Source organism: Palleronia aestuarii, assembly GCF_003253995.1.
GTDB classification, from domain to species: Bacteria; Pseudomonadota; Alphaproteobacteria; order Rhodobacterales; family Rhodobacteraceae; genus Palleronia; species Palleronia aestuarii.
Window position 1 is genome coordinate 350411 of record NZ_QKZL01000003.1, and the last position, 15426, is coordinate 365836.

General features: G+C 69.4%; 15 protein-coding genes. 7 read left to right on the forward strand and 8 right to left on the reverse strand.

Annotated features, from left to right (window positions below; genetic code table 11):
- Positions 1 to 12 precede the first annotated feature (12 nt).
- On the reverse strand, positions 13 to 441 hold the full coding sequence (locus LX81_RS05735) for an OsmC family protein (protein WP_111536326.1): 429 nt from the start codon (positions 439 to 441) through the stop codon (positions 13 to 15).
- A gap of 148 nt (positions 442 to 589) precedes the next feature.
- On the opposite strand from LX81_RS05735, the gene LX81_RS05740 reads away from it, so the two are divergent.
- Positions 590 to 931 (forward strand): hypothetical protein, encoded by a 342-nt coding sequence (locus LX81_RS05740; protein WP_146259391.1) that lies wholly within the window; start codon positions 590 to 592, stop codon positions 929 to 931.
- Between the two features lie 33 nt (positions 932 to 964).
- Here LX81_RS05740 and LX81_RS05745 read toward each other — a convergent pair whose 3' ends face one another.
- The 4 genes from LX81_RS05745 to LX81_RS05755 all read right to left on the reverse strand — a co-directional run bounded on the left by LX81_RS05745 (position 965) and on the right by LX81_RS05755 (position 4752).
- Positions 965 to 2149 carry a vWA domain-containing protein gene (locus LX81_RS05745; RefSeq protein WP_111536328.1) on the reverse strand — a complete coding sequence of 395 codons (1185 nt, stop codon included), beginning with the start codon at positions 2147 to 2149 and terminating at the stop codon, positions 965 to 967.
- The gene (locus tag LX81_RS22105; RefSeq protein WP_170133852.1) at positions 2149 to 2313 is read right to left on the reverse strand and encodes a hypothetical protein; all 165 of its coding nucleotides are present in this window, start codon (positions 2311 to 2313) and stop codon (positions 2149 to 2151) included. The genes LX81_RS05745 and LX81_RS22105 overlap by 1 nt, the downstream gene beginning before the upstream one ends.
- Positions 2310 to 3689: a DUF2927 domain-containing protein gene (locus LX81_RS05750; RefSeq protein WP_234822501.1), complete on the reverse strand. Its 1380-nt coding sequence runs from the start codon at positions 3687 to 3689 to the stop codon at positions 2310 to 2312. Before LX81_RS05750 ends, LX81_RS22105 begins: the two co-directional genes overlap by 4 nt.
- Positions 3690 to 3789: 100 nt before the next feature.
- Complete coding sequence (locus tag LX81_RS05755; protein ID WP_211322711.1) at positions 3790 to 4752, reverse strand: formate/nitrite transporter family protein; 963 nt, start codon at positions 4750 to 4752, stop codon at positions 3790 to 3792.
- A 310-nt stretch (positions 4753 to 5062) separates the two neighbouring features.
- On the opposite strand from LX81_RS05755, the gene LX81_RS05760 reads away from it, so the two are divergent.
- The gene (locus LX81_RS05760; protein WP_111536329.1) at positions 5063 to 6016 is read left to right on the forward strand and encodes an SGNH/GDSL hydrolase family protein; all 954 of its coding nucleotides are present in this window, start codon (positions 5063 to 5065) and stop codon (positions 6014 to 6016) included.
- Here LX81_RS05760 and LX81_RS05765 read toward each other — a convergent pair.
- Positions 6013 to 6852 carry an AAA family ATPase gene (locus LX81_RS05765; RefSeq protein ID WP_111536330.1) on the reverse strand — a complete coding sequence of 280 codons (840 nt, stop codon included), beginning with the start codon at positions 6850 to 6852 and terminating at the stop codon, positions 6013 to 6015. The two genes, LX81_RS05760 and LX81_RS05765, sit on opposite strands and share 4 nt — an antisense overlap.
- 176 nt (positions 6853 to 7028) lie before the next feature.
- Between LX81_RS05765 and dksA the strand changes: the two genes are divergently transcribed.
- Both dksA and LX81_RS05775 read left to right on the forward strand, forming a co-directional pair.
- The gene (gene dksA, locus LX81_RS05770) at positions 7029 to 7451 is read left to right on the forward strand and encodes an RNA polymerase-binding protein DksA (RefSeq protein WP_111536331.1); all 423 of its coding nucleotides are present in this window, start codon (positions 7029 to 7031) and stop codon (positions 7449 to 7451) included.
- A 67-nt stretch (positions 7452 to 7518) separates the two neighbouring features.
- Positions 7519 to 8655, forward strand: a complete 1137-nt coding sequence (locus LX81_RS05775) for an FAD-dependent monooxygenase (RefSeq protein ID WP_111536332.1) — start codon at positions 7519 to 7521, stop codon at positions 8653 to 8655.
- Between the two features lie 6 nt (positions 8656 to 8661).
- On the opposite strand, the gene tpiA is transcribed toward LX81_RS05775, so the two are convergent.
- Together tpiA and LX81_RS05785 are read right to left on the reverse strand one after the other, a co-directional pair.
- Complete coding sequence (gene tpiA / locus LX81_RS05780) at positions 8662 to 9417, reverse strand: triose-phosphate isomerase (RefSeq protein WP_111536333.1); 756 nt, start codon at positions 9415 to 9417, stop codon at positions 8662 to 8664.
- Positions 9418 to 9489: 72 nt separating this feature from the next.
- A complete protein-coding gene (locus tag LX81_RS05785) occupies positions 9490 to 10233 on the reverse strand; it encodes a DsbA family protein (RefSeq protein ID WP_111536334.1) in 744 nt (247 codons plus the stop codon).
- A 132-nt stretch (positions 10234 to 10365) separates the two neighbouring features.
- Between LX81_RS05785 and LX81_RS05790 the strand changes: the two genes are divergently transcribed.
- From LX81_RS05790 to LX81_RS05800, 3 genes are all read left to right on the forward strand, one after another.
- The gene (locus tag LX81_RS05790) at positions 10366 to 11505 is read left to right on the forward strand and encodes a pyridoxal phosphate-dependent aminotransferase (protein WP_111536335.1); all 1140 of its coding nucleotides are present in this window, start codon (positions 10366 to 10368) and stop codon (positions 11503 to 11505) included.
- An 89-nt stretch (positions 11506 to 11594) separates the two neighbouring features.
- Positions 11595 to 12779, forward strand: coding sequence for an N-acetylmuramoyl-L-alanine amidase (locus LX81_RS05795; RefSeq protein WP_170133853.1), 1185 nt, complete (start codon positions 11595 to 11597; stop codon positions 12777 to 12779).
- Between the two features lie 128 nt (positions 12780 to 12907).
- Complete coding sequence (locus LX81_RS05800; protein ID WP_111536337.1) at positions 12908 to 15400, forward strand: penicillin-binding protein 1A; 2493 nt, start codon at positions 12908 to 12910, stop codon at positions 15398 to 15400.
- The last annotated feature ends 26 nt before the right edge of the window (positions 15401 to 15426 follow it).

Consider the following 15426-nt stretch of genomic DNA (forward strand, 5'->3'; position numbering starts at 1 on the left):
CGGGGGGACGTCTCAGACGAGCTTCGCGTCCATCGTGACCTCGGCGCCGGTTACGAGCTTGGAGATCGGGCAGCCGGCCTTGGCGGCGTTGGCGGCCTCCATGAACTGCTCCTCGCTCGCGTTCGGCACGCTCGCCGTCACGTCGAGATGGATCTTGGTGACGGCGAAGCCGCCATCCTTCTCCTCGAGGTTCACGGTCGCCTTCGTGTCGATGTTGTCGGGCGTGAGATCGCTCTGGCCCAGGATCATCGAGAGCGCCATCGAGTAGCAGGCCGCGTGGGCCGCGCCGATCAACTCTTCGGGGTTCGTGTTCGTGCCGCCTTCGAAGCGGGACTTGAAGCCGTAATTCTGCTTGTCGAGCACACCGGTCTGCGTCGAGACGGTTCCGTTGCCCTCTTTCAGGCTGCCCTTCCAGTTCGCGCTGCCATGCTTCTTGATCATTGGAGATCCTTTCTGTTTCGGTCGGGGTCTGAACGTGACAGCCCGTCCTGCTGTTCCGTCGCGTGAAATTGTCCGGCGCCGTCGGCGATCCGTGCGAGGGTGGCGCGACGCGCGCCAAGGCACGCCAACGACCAGAATGGAGACGAAGATGAGACCCAGCCGACATGCGATGATCCTCGGGGTGCTTCTCGCGCTGCCGCAGACGGCTCCGGCGCAGGAGGACGTGGATCCGACGACGCTGACCTGCGCGGAGGTGACGGCGATGGAGCCCGAGGCGCAGGACGAGGCGATGGCGCAGCTTCGCGAGGCGCTCGCCGCCGACGACCGCGCCATGGTCGAGGCGGGCGAGGCCGAGCCGGACGGCGCGAGCGCCGAGGGGGCCGGGGAGACGGAGGAGGGCGACATGGACGCCGATCAGGTCGCCCTGATGGCCGCCTGCGCCGACATGCCGGATGCGCTCGCCATGGAGGCGATGGAACAGATGATGTAGGTCCCTGCCGGGGCCGCCCGCGGGGTGTCGCGCTCAGCCGAGCGCCTTCATGCCGCGGGTGAGCCCGTCGAGCGTCATCGGGACCATGCGGTCCGCCCCGAAGATCTCCTGGATCATCGCGGTCGACTGGGTGTAGCGCCAGGCGGCCTCCGGCACGGGGTTGATCCACATATGCGCGGGCCAGTGGTCGCGGGCGCGGGCGAGCCAGGTGGCGCCCGTCTCGTGGTTCCAGTGCTCGTTGGCGCCGCCCGGAACGGCGATCTCGTAGGGGCTCATCGCCGCGTCGCCGACGAAGATGCAGCGCCATTCGGGGCCGAAGCGGTGGATCACGTCCCAGGTGGGGATCTGCTGCGTCCAGCGGCGGCGGTTGTCGCGCCACACGCCCTCGTAGAGGCAGTTGTGGAAGTAGAAGAACTCGAGGTGGCGGAATTCCGACCGCGCGGCGGAGAAGAGGTCGGAGACGGTCGCCACGTGGTCGTCCATCGATCCGCCCACGTCGAGAAAGAGCAGCACGCGCACGGCGTTGCGCCGCTCGGGCCGGGTCTTGACGTCAAGATAGCCCTGATGCGCGGTGGAGCGGATCGTGCCGGCGAGGTCGAGCTCCTCCGCCGCGCCCTCCCGCGCCCAGCGGCGCAGGCGGCGCAGCGCGATCTTGATGTTGCGGGTGCCGATCTCGCGCTCGTCGTCGAGGTTGCGGAACTCGCGGCGGTCCCAGACCTTCGTGGCGCGGCGGTGGCGGCTCTCGGACTGGCCGATCCGCACGCCCTCGGGGTTGTAGCCGTAGGCGCCGAAGGGGGAGGTGCCCGCCGTGCCGATCCATTTCGAGCCGCCCTGGTGGCGCCCCTCCTGTTCGGCGAGCCGTTCCCGCAGCGTCTCCATGAGCTTGTCGAAACCGCCCAGCGCCTCGATCTCCGCGCGTTCCTCGGGCGAGAGGTGCTTTTCCGCCATCTTCTCGAGCCAGTCGGACGGCATGTCCACCGCCTCCATCACCGCTTCGGGCGGGATCGCCTCGACGCCCTGGAAGGTCGCGGCGAAGGCCTGGTCGAAGCGGTCGAGATGCGCCTCGTTCTTCACGAGCGCGGTGCGGGCGAGGACGTAGAAGGCGTCGACGTCGTAGGTGACGAGGCCGGTCTTCAGGACGGCGAGGAAGTCGAGGAATTCCCGGATCGAGACGGGCACGCGAAAGCTGCGCAGCGTCTGGAAGAAGGGCAGGAACATCAGACGAGCCGTTCCACGACGATCGTGACGATGAGGCCCAGAAGCGTGCCCGCGATGGCGCAGGCGGCGCCGTATTGCGCCATGTCGAGCCGCTTTCCGCCACGCTTGCGGGCGAGCCGCGCGCCCCAGACCGCGCCGATGAGGGCGCCCGCGAGGACGATCACGAGCCCGCCTCCGCCGCCCGTTCGGGCGCGATCGAGGCGATCTCGGCCATGTGGGCGGAAAGCTCCGCCGCGCCGAAGCCGTAGCGGCCCCAGCCCAGCGCCTCGCGGCGCAGCCGCCGCGCCTCCCCGGGCCGGCCCATGGCGTCGATGGCCTCTGCCTTGACGAGCAAAAGGCTCGAGAGAAGCGCGGCGTTCTCCGCGCCGATCGCCGTGTCGGTATTGGCGTCGACGATGGTGACCGCGACGTCGGGATGGCCCGTTCCGAGGGCGAAGGCGGCGAGCTGCATGGCGATATGGGCCTCGTGTATTCGTGTCGCGGGAGTTTCGGCATAGATCAGTCCCGCCTTGAGAAAGGCGGCGAGGGCGGTCTCGGACGGGTCGTCGAGCGTGAGGCGGCCCAGTGCGAAGTAGCTGAAGGCGAGGCGGTTGTCGTCCCATCCCGCCTGCTCCGCAAGGGCGATGGCGCGGGCCGCGGCGCGGCGACGTGTGGGCATGGCCCCCTGCGGCCCGAGCGCCTGCTCGATCGCCGCCTTCCACGCGCGGGTGGTGGGCGCGGCCGGCGCGGTGGCCGGGCGCTCGCCGCGCGGGTTAAGACGGGCGAGGATCCGCGGCAGCCGGCTCGCGACCTCGGCACGGGTCATGCCCGAACGCAGCTCCGCCGCGTAGGTCGCGCGCAGGATCAGCATGTCGAAACCGGTCAGCACGGTGTGGAAATTGTCGTCGTTGAAGACGCTGTCGTCGAGGCGGTAGAGGTCGTTCAGCGGCCCCAGCGCCTGCGCGAGCTCCTCGTGGAGGCAGTCGCGCATCTCCTGCGGGGCGACATCGGCGGGCACGAACATGGCCAGCCGCTCGCGTCGCGCGAGCGTCGCCCAGTCGAGCAGGTCGGACCGGCGCGCGGCGCGGAACTCCTCCCAGCTGCCAACGCGGGGGACGACGAAGCAGGCGGCCTCCGGCACGGCGCGGCGCATGATGCGGTCGGGGACGAGCTCCACGGTGATCTGGGCCGCGGCGGAGGGCGCGACGCGGGCGATCTCGATCCCCGCCTCGCCGCGCAACCGTCCGAGGAGCCGCGCGAGATCGCCCTCGAGACCCGGAGGCGGTGCGGCGCCGGTGAGGCGGAGGGCGATCGGGCCTTCGAAGCGGGTGAAGACCGGCAGCGGGCGGCCAGATTCCAGCGTGAAGGAAAGGTCGAGAAAATCCCGCGCGATCTCGGCATTGGGGCGCGCGGGCGGGGTCACGCGAGGGGCGTCGAAGACCCTGATGGGCGGCAGTTCCGCCGGGCGCATGTCGCGGGCGCGCATCGCCTGCTCGGGCGCGGCGCAGGCGCCGAGCGCCGCGGCGGCGAGGAGGAGGAGCGGGAATCGCATCGCGGTCATCCTTTCCCTCCTGCCCGGAATTGCAACCGCCGCCGGGGGGCGGATGGAGGCCGCGGGACGGGCCGCGGCGCTCCTGTCACGGGTCGGTCGGCGCCGCGCTTCAGTTGACCGAGTCGCGCCGGCTGCCGAAGAACCAGTCCCGGTAGCTCAGCGGCTCTCCGTAGGGTTCGAAGAGTTTCGATTCGCGATGCTCGGCGAAGAGCGCGTAGTTCAGGACGGCGACGAAGGTGACGCCGCCGACGGTATTGCCGAGCAGGACGGGCAACACGAAGGTCGGCAGGAGCGGCAGGAGGTGCACGTCGCTCACGCTGAAGGCGAGGTAGAAGACTTCGACCGACGAGGTGATGATGTGGTAGAGGCCCGCCACGCCGATGAAGTACATCAGCACGTAGACGAAGATCACCTTCGAGATCGTGTCCTGCCCCGCATGGACGAGCCACACCATCGCCGCGACGATCCAGCCCGCGATCAGCGCCTTCGAGAAGAGGTCGAAGAAGGTCTGTTCATGGGCATGGCGCCCGATCTCGATCGCCAGGGCGACGCGTTCGGGGGTGAAGACGTCGAAGAACGACAGCAGGAGCGCGATGCCGACCGCGCCGACCATGTTCGACACGAGAACGACGCCCCAGAGACGCAGGACGCTCGCGAAGCTCGCGAGCTTGGTGAGCAGGAGCGTCACCGGCGTCAGCGTGTTTTCGGTGAAGAGCTGGTAGCGTCCGAGGACGATGATGAGGAACCCGACCGGGTAGAGGAGGTTGCCGAGCAGGCCCGGCTCCTCCTCTCCCGAGACCTCGGTGAAGGCGACGCGGGCGAGGAAGGTCAGGCCCAGCGCCGCGCCGGCGCCCAGCCCGGACCAGAAGAGGTAGCGGTTGGAGACGCCGAGCTCGTGATCGGCCGATGCGAGGATCCGGGCGAAGATCTCGTTGAACGAGAAGTAGTCCGAGACGGTCTCTCCGCGTTCGGGCGCGTTGCTCAGCGACTCGTCGGGATCGCGCTGCAGCATCTCCTCGTCTTCGTCGGCTTCCGTCCGGGCATCCGCTTCACCCTTGGTGGGTCCGCTCATTCCAGTTCTCCGTGCTCGGCGCGATCGATTGAGCGCGCAATACAACCTGCAATCCATCCCAGCAGGACCATTGGTTCCGCGCGATCCAATGATAATCGTGCGTTCGTGTCGCTTTGACCCGATGTGTCCCTTGCGGGAAACACTCCACCTCCCGGATGGTTTCGCGCGGAGCGGGATCGGCGCCCGGAATCCGGGCGGCGGTCCGGAAGTGTTGCACTTCCGCCCGGACCCCCGTGGCGCTTGCACGCCGCGGTCGAGCGGGTAACCTCGTCCTGCCGGGAAACGGTGTCATGGTGGGGAGGAGAGTACGATGCGAAGCTTGATGCTTGGATTGTTGGCATCGGTCGCGGTGGGGTGCGGGGCCGCGCGGTCGGCCTCCCTCACGCAGGATTATTCGAGCTTTCTCGTCCTGGGCGATTCGCTCAGCGACAACGGCAATCTCTACGCCGCGACGGGCGGAACGCAGCCGCAGAGCCCGCCCTATTTCGACGGCCGCTTCTCCGACGGGCCGGTCTGGAACGAGGCGATCCTCGCGGAATTCGCCGCCGCGGGCCTGCCTGCGGCCAATAGGGCCTTCGGCGGCGCGCGGGCGGTGTCGAACCCGGCCCCCGGTGCGGGGGGCGACATCGTGCCGGATCTGGAAGAGCAGAGCGCGCTCCTGATCGGGCGGGCGGGTGCAGCGCTCGCGGCGGGCGGGCGCGATGCCGTCTCGGTCTGGTTCGGGGCGAACGACGCCTTCGCGGCCATCGGGGCGGCGGACCAGGATGCGAGGCTCGACGCCGCGGCGGCACGGCTCGTGGACGGGATCGGCGCGCTCGGCGCGGCGGGGGCCGAGACGGTGCTGGTCTTCACGCTGCCCGATCTGGGGCGGGTTCCGCGCTACGCGCTCGGCGCGCCGGACCTCGCGCCGCTCGCGACCGAAGCCACCGCCCGGTTCAACGGTGCGCTCACGGCGGGGCTCGCCGGTCTGGAGAGCCCCGAGGTGCGGATCGTCGAGGCCGCGCCGGTCTTCGACACGCTTCTTTCCTCCGATCTCGAGGGGCGGATCCCGTGCTTCCTGCCGGTGACGGGGGATGCGCTCTGCGACGATCCCGACGAGCGGGTCTTCTTCGACGCCGTGCATCCGTCCGAGCGGGTCCACGGCGTGATCGAGGCGGAAGCGCGCCGGGCCCTCGCGCCCGCGCCGGTCCCGATCCCGGCGGGGGGGATCCTGCTCGTCACGGGCCTCGGGCTCTTGGCGGGGCTGCGGCGGTTCCGGCGCTAGCCGCCGCGCCGCGCCATGAAGGCCAGCCGCTCGAAGAGCTGCACGTCCTGCTCGTTCTTCAGGAGCGCGCCGTGCAGCTTCGGCAGCGCGGAGGCGCCGTCGCGGCGCAGATCCTCGGCCGTCAGGTCCTCCGCGAGGAGCAGCTTCAGCCAGTCGAGCACCTCCGAGGTCGAGGGCCGTTTCTTCAGCCCCGGCTGCTCGCGCAACTCGTAGAACTGCGTGAGCGCCGCGGTGAGCAGGCGGTCCTTGATGCCCGGATGGTGGACCTCCACGATGCGGCGCATCGTGTCGATGTCGGGAAACCGGATGTAGTGGAAGAAGCAGCGGCGCAGGAAGGCGTCGGGCAGCTCCTTCTCGTTGTTCGAGGTGATGATGACGACGGGCCGGTGGCGCGCGCGGACGGTTTCGCCGGTCTCGTAGACATGGAACTCCATCCGGTCGAGTTCCTGCAGCAGGTCGTTTGGGAACTCGATATCGGCCTTGTCGATCTCGTCGATGAGCAGGACTGACCGCTCGGGGGCGTCGAACGCCTCCCAGAGCTTGCCGCGGCGGATGTAGTTGGAGACGTCGTGGACGCGCTCCTCCCCGAGCTGGCTGTCGCGGAGCCGGGAGACGGCGTCGTATTCGTAGAGGCCCTGCTGCGCGCGGGTGGTCGATTTCACGTGCCATTCGATCATCGGCAGACCGAGGCCGAGGCTCACCTGCCGCGCCAGTTCCGTCTTGCCCGTGCCGGGCTCTCCCTTGACCAGGAGCGGGCGCTCGAGCGTGATCGCGGCATTGACGGCGATGGCCAGGTCGTCGGTGGCGACGTAGGCGTCGGTCGATGAAAATTTCATACTAATTCAATATCCTTGCACGATGAGCGTGCCGTCACGATAGGTCGCAGGGCGGGGGGCGTCCAGCATCCGGATTGGCGCGTGACAAGAGAGGGGCCTTCCGTTATTTCCCGGCCCGAGGCGACGGGTGGCGGTCACGAGTGAAGCTCTGCTTCGAACGACGAGGGGATTGAGGAATGATGGTCGATACCATCCTGCCGGACCAATACCGTCCGGCCGAGGACGAGCCGTTCATGAACGAGCGGCAGCGCGCCTATTTCCGGCGCAAACTACTCAGCTGGCGCGAGGATCTGCTGGGCGACAGCAAGTCCACGATCACCGGGTTGCAGGACGGGACGCGCAACATCCCCGACGTGGCCGACCGGGCGAGCGAGGAGACGGACCGGGCGCTCGAGCTGCGCACCCGCGACCGCCAGCGCAAGCTCGTGGCCAAGATCGACGCGGCGCTGCGCCGGATCGAGGATGGCGAATACGGCTATTGCGAGGTGACGGGAGAGCCCATTTCGCTCAAGCGGCTCGACGCGCGCCCGATCGCCACGCTGAGCCTCGAGGCGCAGGAGCGTCACGAGCGGCGCGAGAAGGTGCATCGCGACGATTGATCGGCAAAACGCCATTGCGACAACCAGACACCGGGGCCGATGCTCCGGTGTCTTGCGTTGAGGGGGCATGACGGAACGCATCGGCATCCTCGGGGGCGGCATCGGCGGGCTCGCCTGCGCGCTCGCTTTGGCGCGACGCGGGATCGTCGCGGAGGTGTTCGAGCGGGCGCCGGAGATCGGCGATGTCGGGGCCGGGGTCCAGATTTCTCCCAACGGGGCGGCGGTGCTCAGGGCGCTCGATCTCGGGCCCGCGTTCGAGGCGGCGGGCGTCGAGAGCCGCGCGGTGGTGGTCCGCGACGGGCTCGTGGATCGCGACCTCATCCGGATGCCGCTCTCCGGGGGCGCCTTCCGGATGCTCCACCGGGCCGATCTGATCGCGATCCTTGCGGACGCGGCGCGGGCGGCGGGGGTGGAAATCCGGACCAACCATGCGGCGCGCGAGGCGCTCGCGGACGGCCGGCCCTGCCTGCGCTTCGAGGATGGCACCGAGGAGACGTTCGACATGCTTGTCGGCGCGGACGGGATCCACTCCGTCCTTCGGCCCGCGCTCGGCAACCGGGAGGTCGCGTTCTTCACGGGGCAGGTGGCCTGGCGCGCGCTCGTGCCGGGGGATGCGCCCGCAGAGGCGCGGGTCGAAACCGGACCGGGCCGGCACCTTGTCCATTATCCCGTCCGTCCGGGTGTCGTGAACCTCGTCGCGGTGGAGGAACGGACGGACTGGGCGGAGGAGGGATGGCACATTCCGGGCGACCCGGATGCGCTGCGGGCGGCCTTCGCCGGGTTCGCCCGGCCGGTCAGGGCGCTTCTCGACCGGGTTGAGGGGGTCCATCTCTGGGGGCTCTTCCGCCATCCCGTCGCCGCGCGCTGGCAGGACGGCGCAAGCGCGCTCCTGGGCGATGCGGCGCATCCGACGCTGCCCTTCCTCGCGCAGGGGGCGAACCTTGCGCTCGAGGATGCCTGGTGCCTCGCCGCGGCGCTCGCCGCACCGGACCGGATGGCGGGGCTCGCGCGCTACGAGGCGGCGCGCAAGCCCCGCGTCGGCCGCGCCATCGCGGCCGCCGAGGCCAACGCGCGGAACTACCACCTGGACGGGCCCCGACGCCGCGCGGCGCACATGGCGCTGCGCCTCGCGGGGAGGGTCGCGCCGGGGGCGATGCTCCGGCGCTACGACTGGCTCTACGGCTGCGACGTCACGCAGCCCTGACCGGGCTCAGACGCTGTCGAGCGCCGCGATGATGCCGCCGAAATCCTTGGCCTTGAGGGATGCGCCACCGACGAGCGCGCCATCCACATGCGAGACGGCGAAGATCTCCGCTGCGTTGTCGGGCTTCACCGAGCCGCCATAGAGGATGCGGACGGAGCGCCCGACGCCCTCGCCGAAGCGCTTCTCGAGCTTGGCGCGGATCATCGAATGCACCTCTCCGATCTGGTCGGTCGTGGGCACCTTGCCGGTGCCGATGGCCCAGACGGGCTCGTAGGCCACGACGAGGTTATGGCCGTTGGCCTTGTCGGGAATGGAGCCCGCGAGCTGCCCGCTGATCAGGTCGAGCGTGTTCGACGCCTCCCGCTCCGAAAGCGTCTCGCCGACGCAGATTACGGCGGTGAGGCCGGCGTCCCAGGCGGCCTTGGTCTTAGCGCGCACGATCTCGTTCGTCTCGCCGTGATCCTGACGACGCTCCGAATGGCCGAGGATCACGTAGCTCGCGCCTGCATCCTTCAGCATCGCGGCCGATACGTCGCCGGTATGCGCGCCCTTCTCCTCGGCATGGCAATCCTGACCGCCGACGACGACCGGGCCGCCCTCGCAGGCGCGCGCCAGGCGCTCCAGAAGCGTCGCGGGCGGGCAGACCAGCACCTCGCAGGTCGCATCGGATCGCTCCTGAGCGAGCGTCTCGATCTCGGCCATGTCGGCGGCGGTGCCGTTCATCTTCCAATTGCCGGCGGCGAGTTTGCGGCGTTCGGCCATGCGGGGGCTCCTTGCGGTTCGGGTTCGCCGAAAACCTATCCGGTTTGGCGGCTGCCCGAAAGAGGCCCGCGCTCAGCCCGCCTCGCGCGCGTCCTCCACGATCTCCCGCATCCCCTCGAGGGGCACGTAGCCGCGCAGCATCCGGTCGCCCACCACGAAGCTCGGCGTGCCGTTGACCCCGAGGCTCTGCCCGAGGGCGTGATTGGCCGCGATCGACGCCTCGATCTCGGGCGCGTCCATGCCCGCCATCACGGCTTCGGCGTCGAGGCCCTCGTCCTCCGCCAGCGCGCGCAGGCTCGCCTCCGTCACGTCGGCGCGCATCGTCATCAGCGCGTCGTGGACGCTCTCGTAGGCGTCCTCCCCGGCGACGCGCTGCACGGACATCGCGAATTGTGCGGCGAGGAGCGATTGCTCGCCCAGGATGGGGAATTCCTTGACGATGAGGCGGATGTTGCCGTCGCTCTCCACCAGCTCCGTCACCTCCGGGTGCGCGCGCCGGCAATAGCCGCAGCGGTAGTCGAGGAACTCCACCATCGTCACGTCGCCGTCGGGATTGCCGCCGATCCAGGAATAGCCGTCATCCACGAGCGCGTCGCGATTGGCCGCGACGAGCTCCGCATCCCCGGCGCTCTGTGCCTCCGCCTGGCGCTGCTCCAGGACGGCCATCGCCTCCATCAGGACTTCCGGGTTCTCGACGAGGAAGTCGCGGACGGCGCCGTTGAACGCCTCCCGCTCGGCGTCGGTCATCGCGTCGATCTCGAACGCCGCGACCGGTGTCGCGGCCAGCGCGAGGAGAACGGGCAGGGCTTTCAGCATCGGGGTCTCCCGGAGATTGAGGATCGGGCGTCACTCTCGCAGATCGGGCGCCGCGCGCAAGCACGGGTCACGCGCAGTTGACGGGGCGGGAACGCACGGGCAGGGGGAGGCGATCGCGGCAGGAGGCGAAACATGCACAGATCGAACCGCGGGGACGTCGATCCCTTCCTCGTCATGGACGTGATGGAGCGCGCGCGTGCGGCCGAGGCGGCGGGACGGCGGATCGTCCACATGGAGGTGGGCCAGCCCGGCACGCCCGCCCCCGAAGGCGCGCGCCGGGCGCTTTCCGACGCGATGGCGGCGGGACCGCTCGGCTATACGGTCGCGCTGGGGCTGCCGGCGCTGCGCGCGCGGATCGCGCGCCATTACGCGGAGGTCCACGACGTCGATCTCGACCCCGCGCGGGTGGTGGTGACGGCGGGCGCATCGGCGGCGTTCGTGCTGGCCTTCACGGCGCTCTTCGAGGCGGGCGACAGGGTCGGGCTCGGCCTGCCCGGCTATCCGTCCTACCGCCATATCCTGAAGGCGCTCAGCCTCGACGCGGTAGGGTTCGAGACGCAGGCGGAGGAGCGGTTCCAGCCGGTGCCGGACGCGCTTCCCGAGGGGCTGCGCGGGCTGATCCTCGCCTCCCCGGGCAATCCCGCGGGCACGATCCTCGACCGCGCCTCGCTCGCGGGGCTTCTGGACGCGGCGGCCGAGCAGGGGATCTCGGTCGTGTCGGACGAGATCTATCACGGTCTCGATTACGGGCGGCGTGCGGTCAGCGCGCTCGAGATCACGGACGACGTCTACGTGATCAATTCCTTCTCCAAGTACTTCTCGATGACAGGCTGGCGGATCGGCTGGATGGTCGTGCCCGAGGACCACGTGCGGCAGGTGGAGCGGCTGGCGCAGAACCTCTTCATCTGCCCACCCCATGCGAGCCAGGTCGCGGCGCTCGCGGCGTTCGAATGCCGCGCGGAGCTCGAGGCGAACCGCGCCGTCTATGCCGCGAACCGCCAGCGGATGATCGAGGGCCTGCCGGGGGCCGGTTTTCCGGTCTTCGCGCCGCCCGATGGGGCCTTCTACGTCTATGCCGACGTCGCGCATCTGGGCGGAGATTCGCTCGCGCTTTCGGCGGAAATTCTCGAGCGCGCCGGGGTCGCCGTCACGCCGGGGCTCGATTTCGATCCGGGTCGCGGCCACCGGACGATGCGGTTTTCCTATGCAGGCAGCGAATTGGAGATCGCGGAGGGGCTCTCCCGCCTCGCCGGATGGTACGCCGCGCGATAGGCGGAATTTTGCCTTTCGCCTCCGGCGGAGCTTTGCTAGCCTTCCGGTGAATGAGGGTCACGAGACCCCGGCAGAACCGAGGCAAGGCAATGAAACGCGGCTTGCTGGCGATCGGCCCGTGGTTGATCTGCCTATCGACGCTTTCCGCGGCCATTGCGGAGGACCAGCCGGACGAGAGTACGGCGTGGATCGATACGGAGATCAGCCGGATCGCCGATTTCGGCTCCGATCTGCACATCGAACTCGCGCTAAGCCAGGCGGTTCCCTGGCAGGCCTTCACCCTCGACGCGCCGCGCCGTCTCGTCCTCGATTTCGCGGAGATCGATTTCGCGGGGAGCGGCCTCGAGGATATCGTCATGTCGGACGTCGTGGCCGACATGCGGATGGGACCGGTGCGCCCGGGCTGGTCGCGCCTCGTCTTCGGCCTCAGCGCGCCGTTCCAGATCGAGACGGCGGGCATGAGCATGAAGGCCACCGATGCCGCCGCCGTGCTGAAGATACAGCTCGCACCGACGGACGAGGAGACCTTCGCGGAACTCTCCGGTCAACTCGAGAGCGAGGTCTTCGCCGTCCCCGAGACGGATGCCGCGGCGTCCCCGACGGGGACGGAGGCGATCGTGCAACCGCTGCGCATCGTGCTCGACCCCGGAGCGCCGGAGGCCGGGTCGGGAGAGGACAGGACGCTGGCCTTCGCGATGCGCCTCGCCGACCGGCTGCGCGACGCGGGCATGGAGGTGATCCTGACGCGGCAGGACGCGCAGCATGCGGGCATCAATACGCGTGCCGCGGTGGCGCGGGCGGCGTCGGCCGACGTGCTCCTGTCGCTCAGGACCGGCATGGAGGGGGGCGCCGACGCGCCCCTGGGCGCCGCCGCGATCTACCTGCCGTCCCCCTTCGATCCGGAGGAGGCGGCGGTGCTCGACTGGACGAGCCCCGGCGCGGCCCATGCGGCGGATGCGTCGATGATCCGGCAGGGTCCGCTCGGGTCGGAAGAGACGCTGGCGCGGTCGCAACGGCTGGCCGATGCCCTGTCGCTGTGCCTCGCCGCGGCCACGGGCGACCTTGCGGGACGGCCCGTCACCCGCGACGTCAATGCGCTGAACCTGCCCGGCATTCCCTCCGTCACCGTGGATCTGGGATTCCTCTCGGACGGTGTTGAGGAGGCGGAGTTATCCGACCCGCTCTGGCGGGAGGAGGCCGTCGAGGGGATCCACGAGGCGCTCGTCGCCTGGGCGCGGGAGGATGACGGCGTACCCGGCACCCTCGCCGATTAAGCGATCCCTGAATCCCTCCGGGAGATCACGGAGCCGTCAACCGTCGTCGAAGTCCCCAGAGCCCTTTTGATCTTCTCGCGCGATCTTGGTATGGAAACGGGGCAACACCGGCTAAAGGCCTCTCCCCCGTGATCCGCTTCGTCTTCTCCTTCTTCGGCGCCATCTTCACGGTGCTGACCCTCGGCGCGCTCGCAGTGGCGCTCAGCATCGGCGCGATCTTCTGGATGTATGGGCGGGATCTGCCGAATACCGACCAGCTGTCGCGTTATCAGCCCCCGACGATCAGCCGGATCTATTCGGGCGAGGGCCGGATCATCGACGAGTTCGCGGAGGAGCGGCGCCTCTTCGCGCCGGCTTCCGAGATCCCCGACATGGTCAAGCAGGCCTTCATCTCGGCCGAAGACAAGAACTTCTACCAGCACCAGGGCTACGATCCGCGCGGCATGATCGCCGCGGCGCTCGACGCGGCCCGCGGCGGGTCGGTGCGCGGCGCCTCCACGATCACGCAGCAGGTGATGAAGAACTTCCTCCTGGGCGGCGAGCGGTCGGCGGAACGCAAGGTCAAGGAGCTGATCCTTGCGTCCCGGATCGAGGAGACGCTGTCGAAGGAGAAGATCCTCGAGCTCTATCTCAACGAGATCTATCTCGGCGCCAATTCCTACGGCGTCGCGGCGGCGGCGCAGACCTATTTCAACAAGGCCCTTTCCGAGCTCAGGCCCGAGGAAGCGGCCTATCTCGCCGCGCTCCCGAAGGCACCCTCGACCTATCATCCCGTCCGCGAGAAGCGGCGCGCGATCGAGCGACGCAACTACGTCCTGCGGGAGATGTTCGACAATTCCTTCCTGACGGAGCAGGAGTACCGCACCGCGCGCGTCGCGCCGCTCCTGACCGTGCAGGGCGGCAACATCCAGAGCTTCCGCGCCGCGTTGCCGCCGCGGGATTACTTCACCGACGAGATCCGCCGCCAGCTCAGCCGCGATTACGGCGAGGGGGAGTTCTTCTCCGGCGGCCTGTCGGTCCGCGCGACGATCGACCCGGACCTGCAGGCGGCCGCGGCGGAGAACCTGCGCCGCGCGCTCGAACAATACGATCGCGGCACCGGGCGCTGGCGCGGGACCGGGGAGACGATCGCCGAGGAGGACCTGGACGAATGGGAGCGGGCGCTCGCGCGGGCCGATGTCGCGCGCGACATCGACCTCGACGGCCACTGGCACCCCGCGGTGGTCCTCTCGGTGGCCGACCAGTCGCTCGGCCTCGGGATCGAGGGCGAAGGCGAGGCCAGCGTCCCGCGCGAGGACATCTCGTGGATGCGCGGCACCTTCGCCGACACGTTCGCGCGGGGCGACGTCGTGCATGTCCGGCGCATGACGTCCGATTCCGACGACAGCTTCATCCGCTGGTCGCTGCGGCAGGTGCCGGAGGTCGAGGGCGCGTTCATGGCGATGGACGTGGAGACGGGGCGCGTGCTCGCCATGCAGGGCGGCTTCTCCTACCAGCATTCGGTCTTCAACCGCGCCACGCAGGCGACGCGCCAGCCGGGATCGTCCTTCAAGCCCTTCGTCTATGCCGCGGCGCTCGATTCCGGCTTTTCGCCCGCGACGATCGTCGTCGACGCACCGATCGAGATCAACACGCCGCAGGGGCTCTGGCGGCCCAAGAACTACTCCAACCAGTTCTACGGACCGACGACCGTGCGGACGGGAATCGAGCAGTCGCGCAACCTGATGACCGTCCGCCTCGCGCAGGAAGTGGGTATGGACGTCGTGGCCGAGTACGCGGAGCGGTTCGGCGTCTACGACAACATGGGCCGGTTCCTCGCCAATTCGCTCGGGGCGGAGGAGACGACGCTCTACAAGATGGTCGCGGCCTATTCGATGTTCGCCAATGGCGGCGAGCGGGTGGAGCCCACGCTCGTCGACCGCGTGCAGGATCGGTACGGCGAAACGGTCTACCGCCACGATGCGCGCGACTGCATCGATTGCGACGACGCGACGCTTCCGCTGGGCCAGGCGCCCCGGATCGTGTCGCATCGGGAGCGGGTGATGGACGCGATCACCGCCTACCAGCTCACCTCCATGCTCAAGGGCGTCGTCGATCGCGGCACGGCACGCGGCGCGGTGAACCTGCCCGTTCCGGTCGCGGGCAAGACCGGCACCACGAATGACGCCAAGGACGTGTGGTTCGTCGGCTTCACCTCCAACATCGCGGCGGGCTGCTACATCGGTTTCGACCAGCCGCGAAGCCTCGGGTCGAACGCGTCGGGCGGCGGCATCTGCGCGCCGGTCTTCAATTCCTTCATGAAGGAGGCGATCGCGAAATACGGCGGCGGCCCGTTCGAGGTGCCGCCCGGCGGACACTTCCTCAAGATCGACCGCTTCACCGGCGCCCGGCTGTCGGATGGCGTGTCGGGCGACAACGTCGTGTCGGAATATTTCCGGCTGGGCGAGGAGCCGCTCTTCGGCGTGGCGCTCGACGGCGGTTTCGCGATGGGGGCGAACCTGCCGCTCTTCGACGAGGCAGGTGGCGGCGGACAGCAGGTCCAGAACGCCTCCGGCCAGACGGTGACGATCCCGCGGGAGAGGGCGACCTTCGGCACGCTCAGCTCCGGCGGGCTCTACTGAGCCTCAGCCTTGTTCCCCGGCCGCCT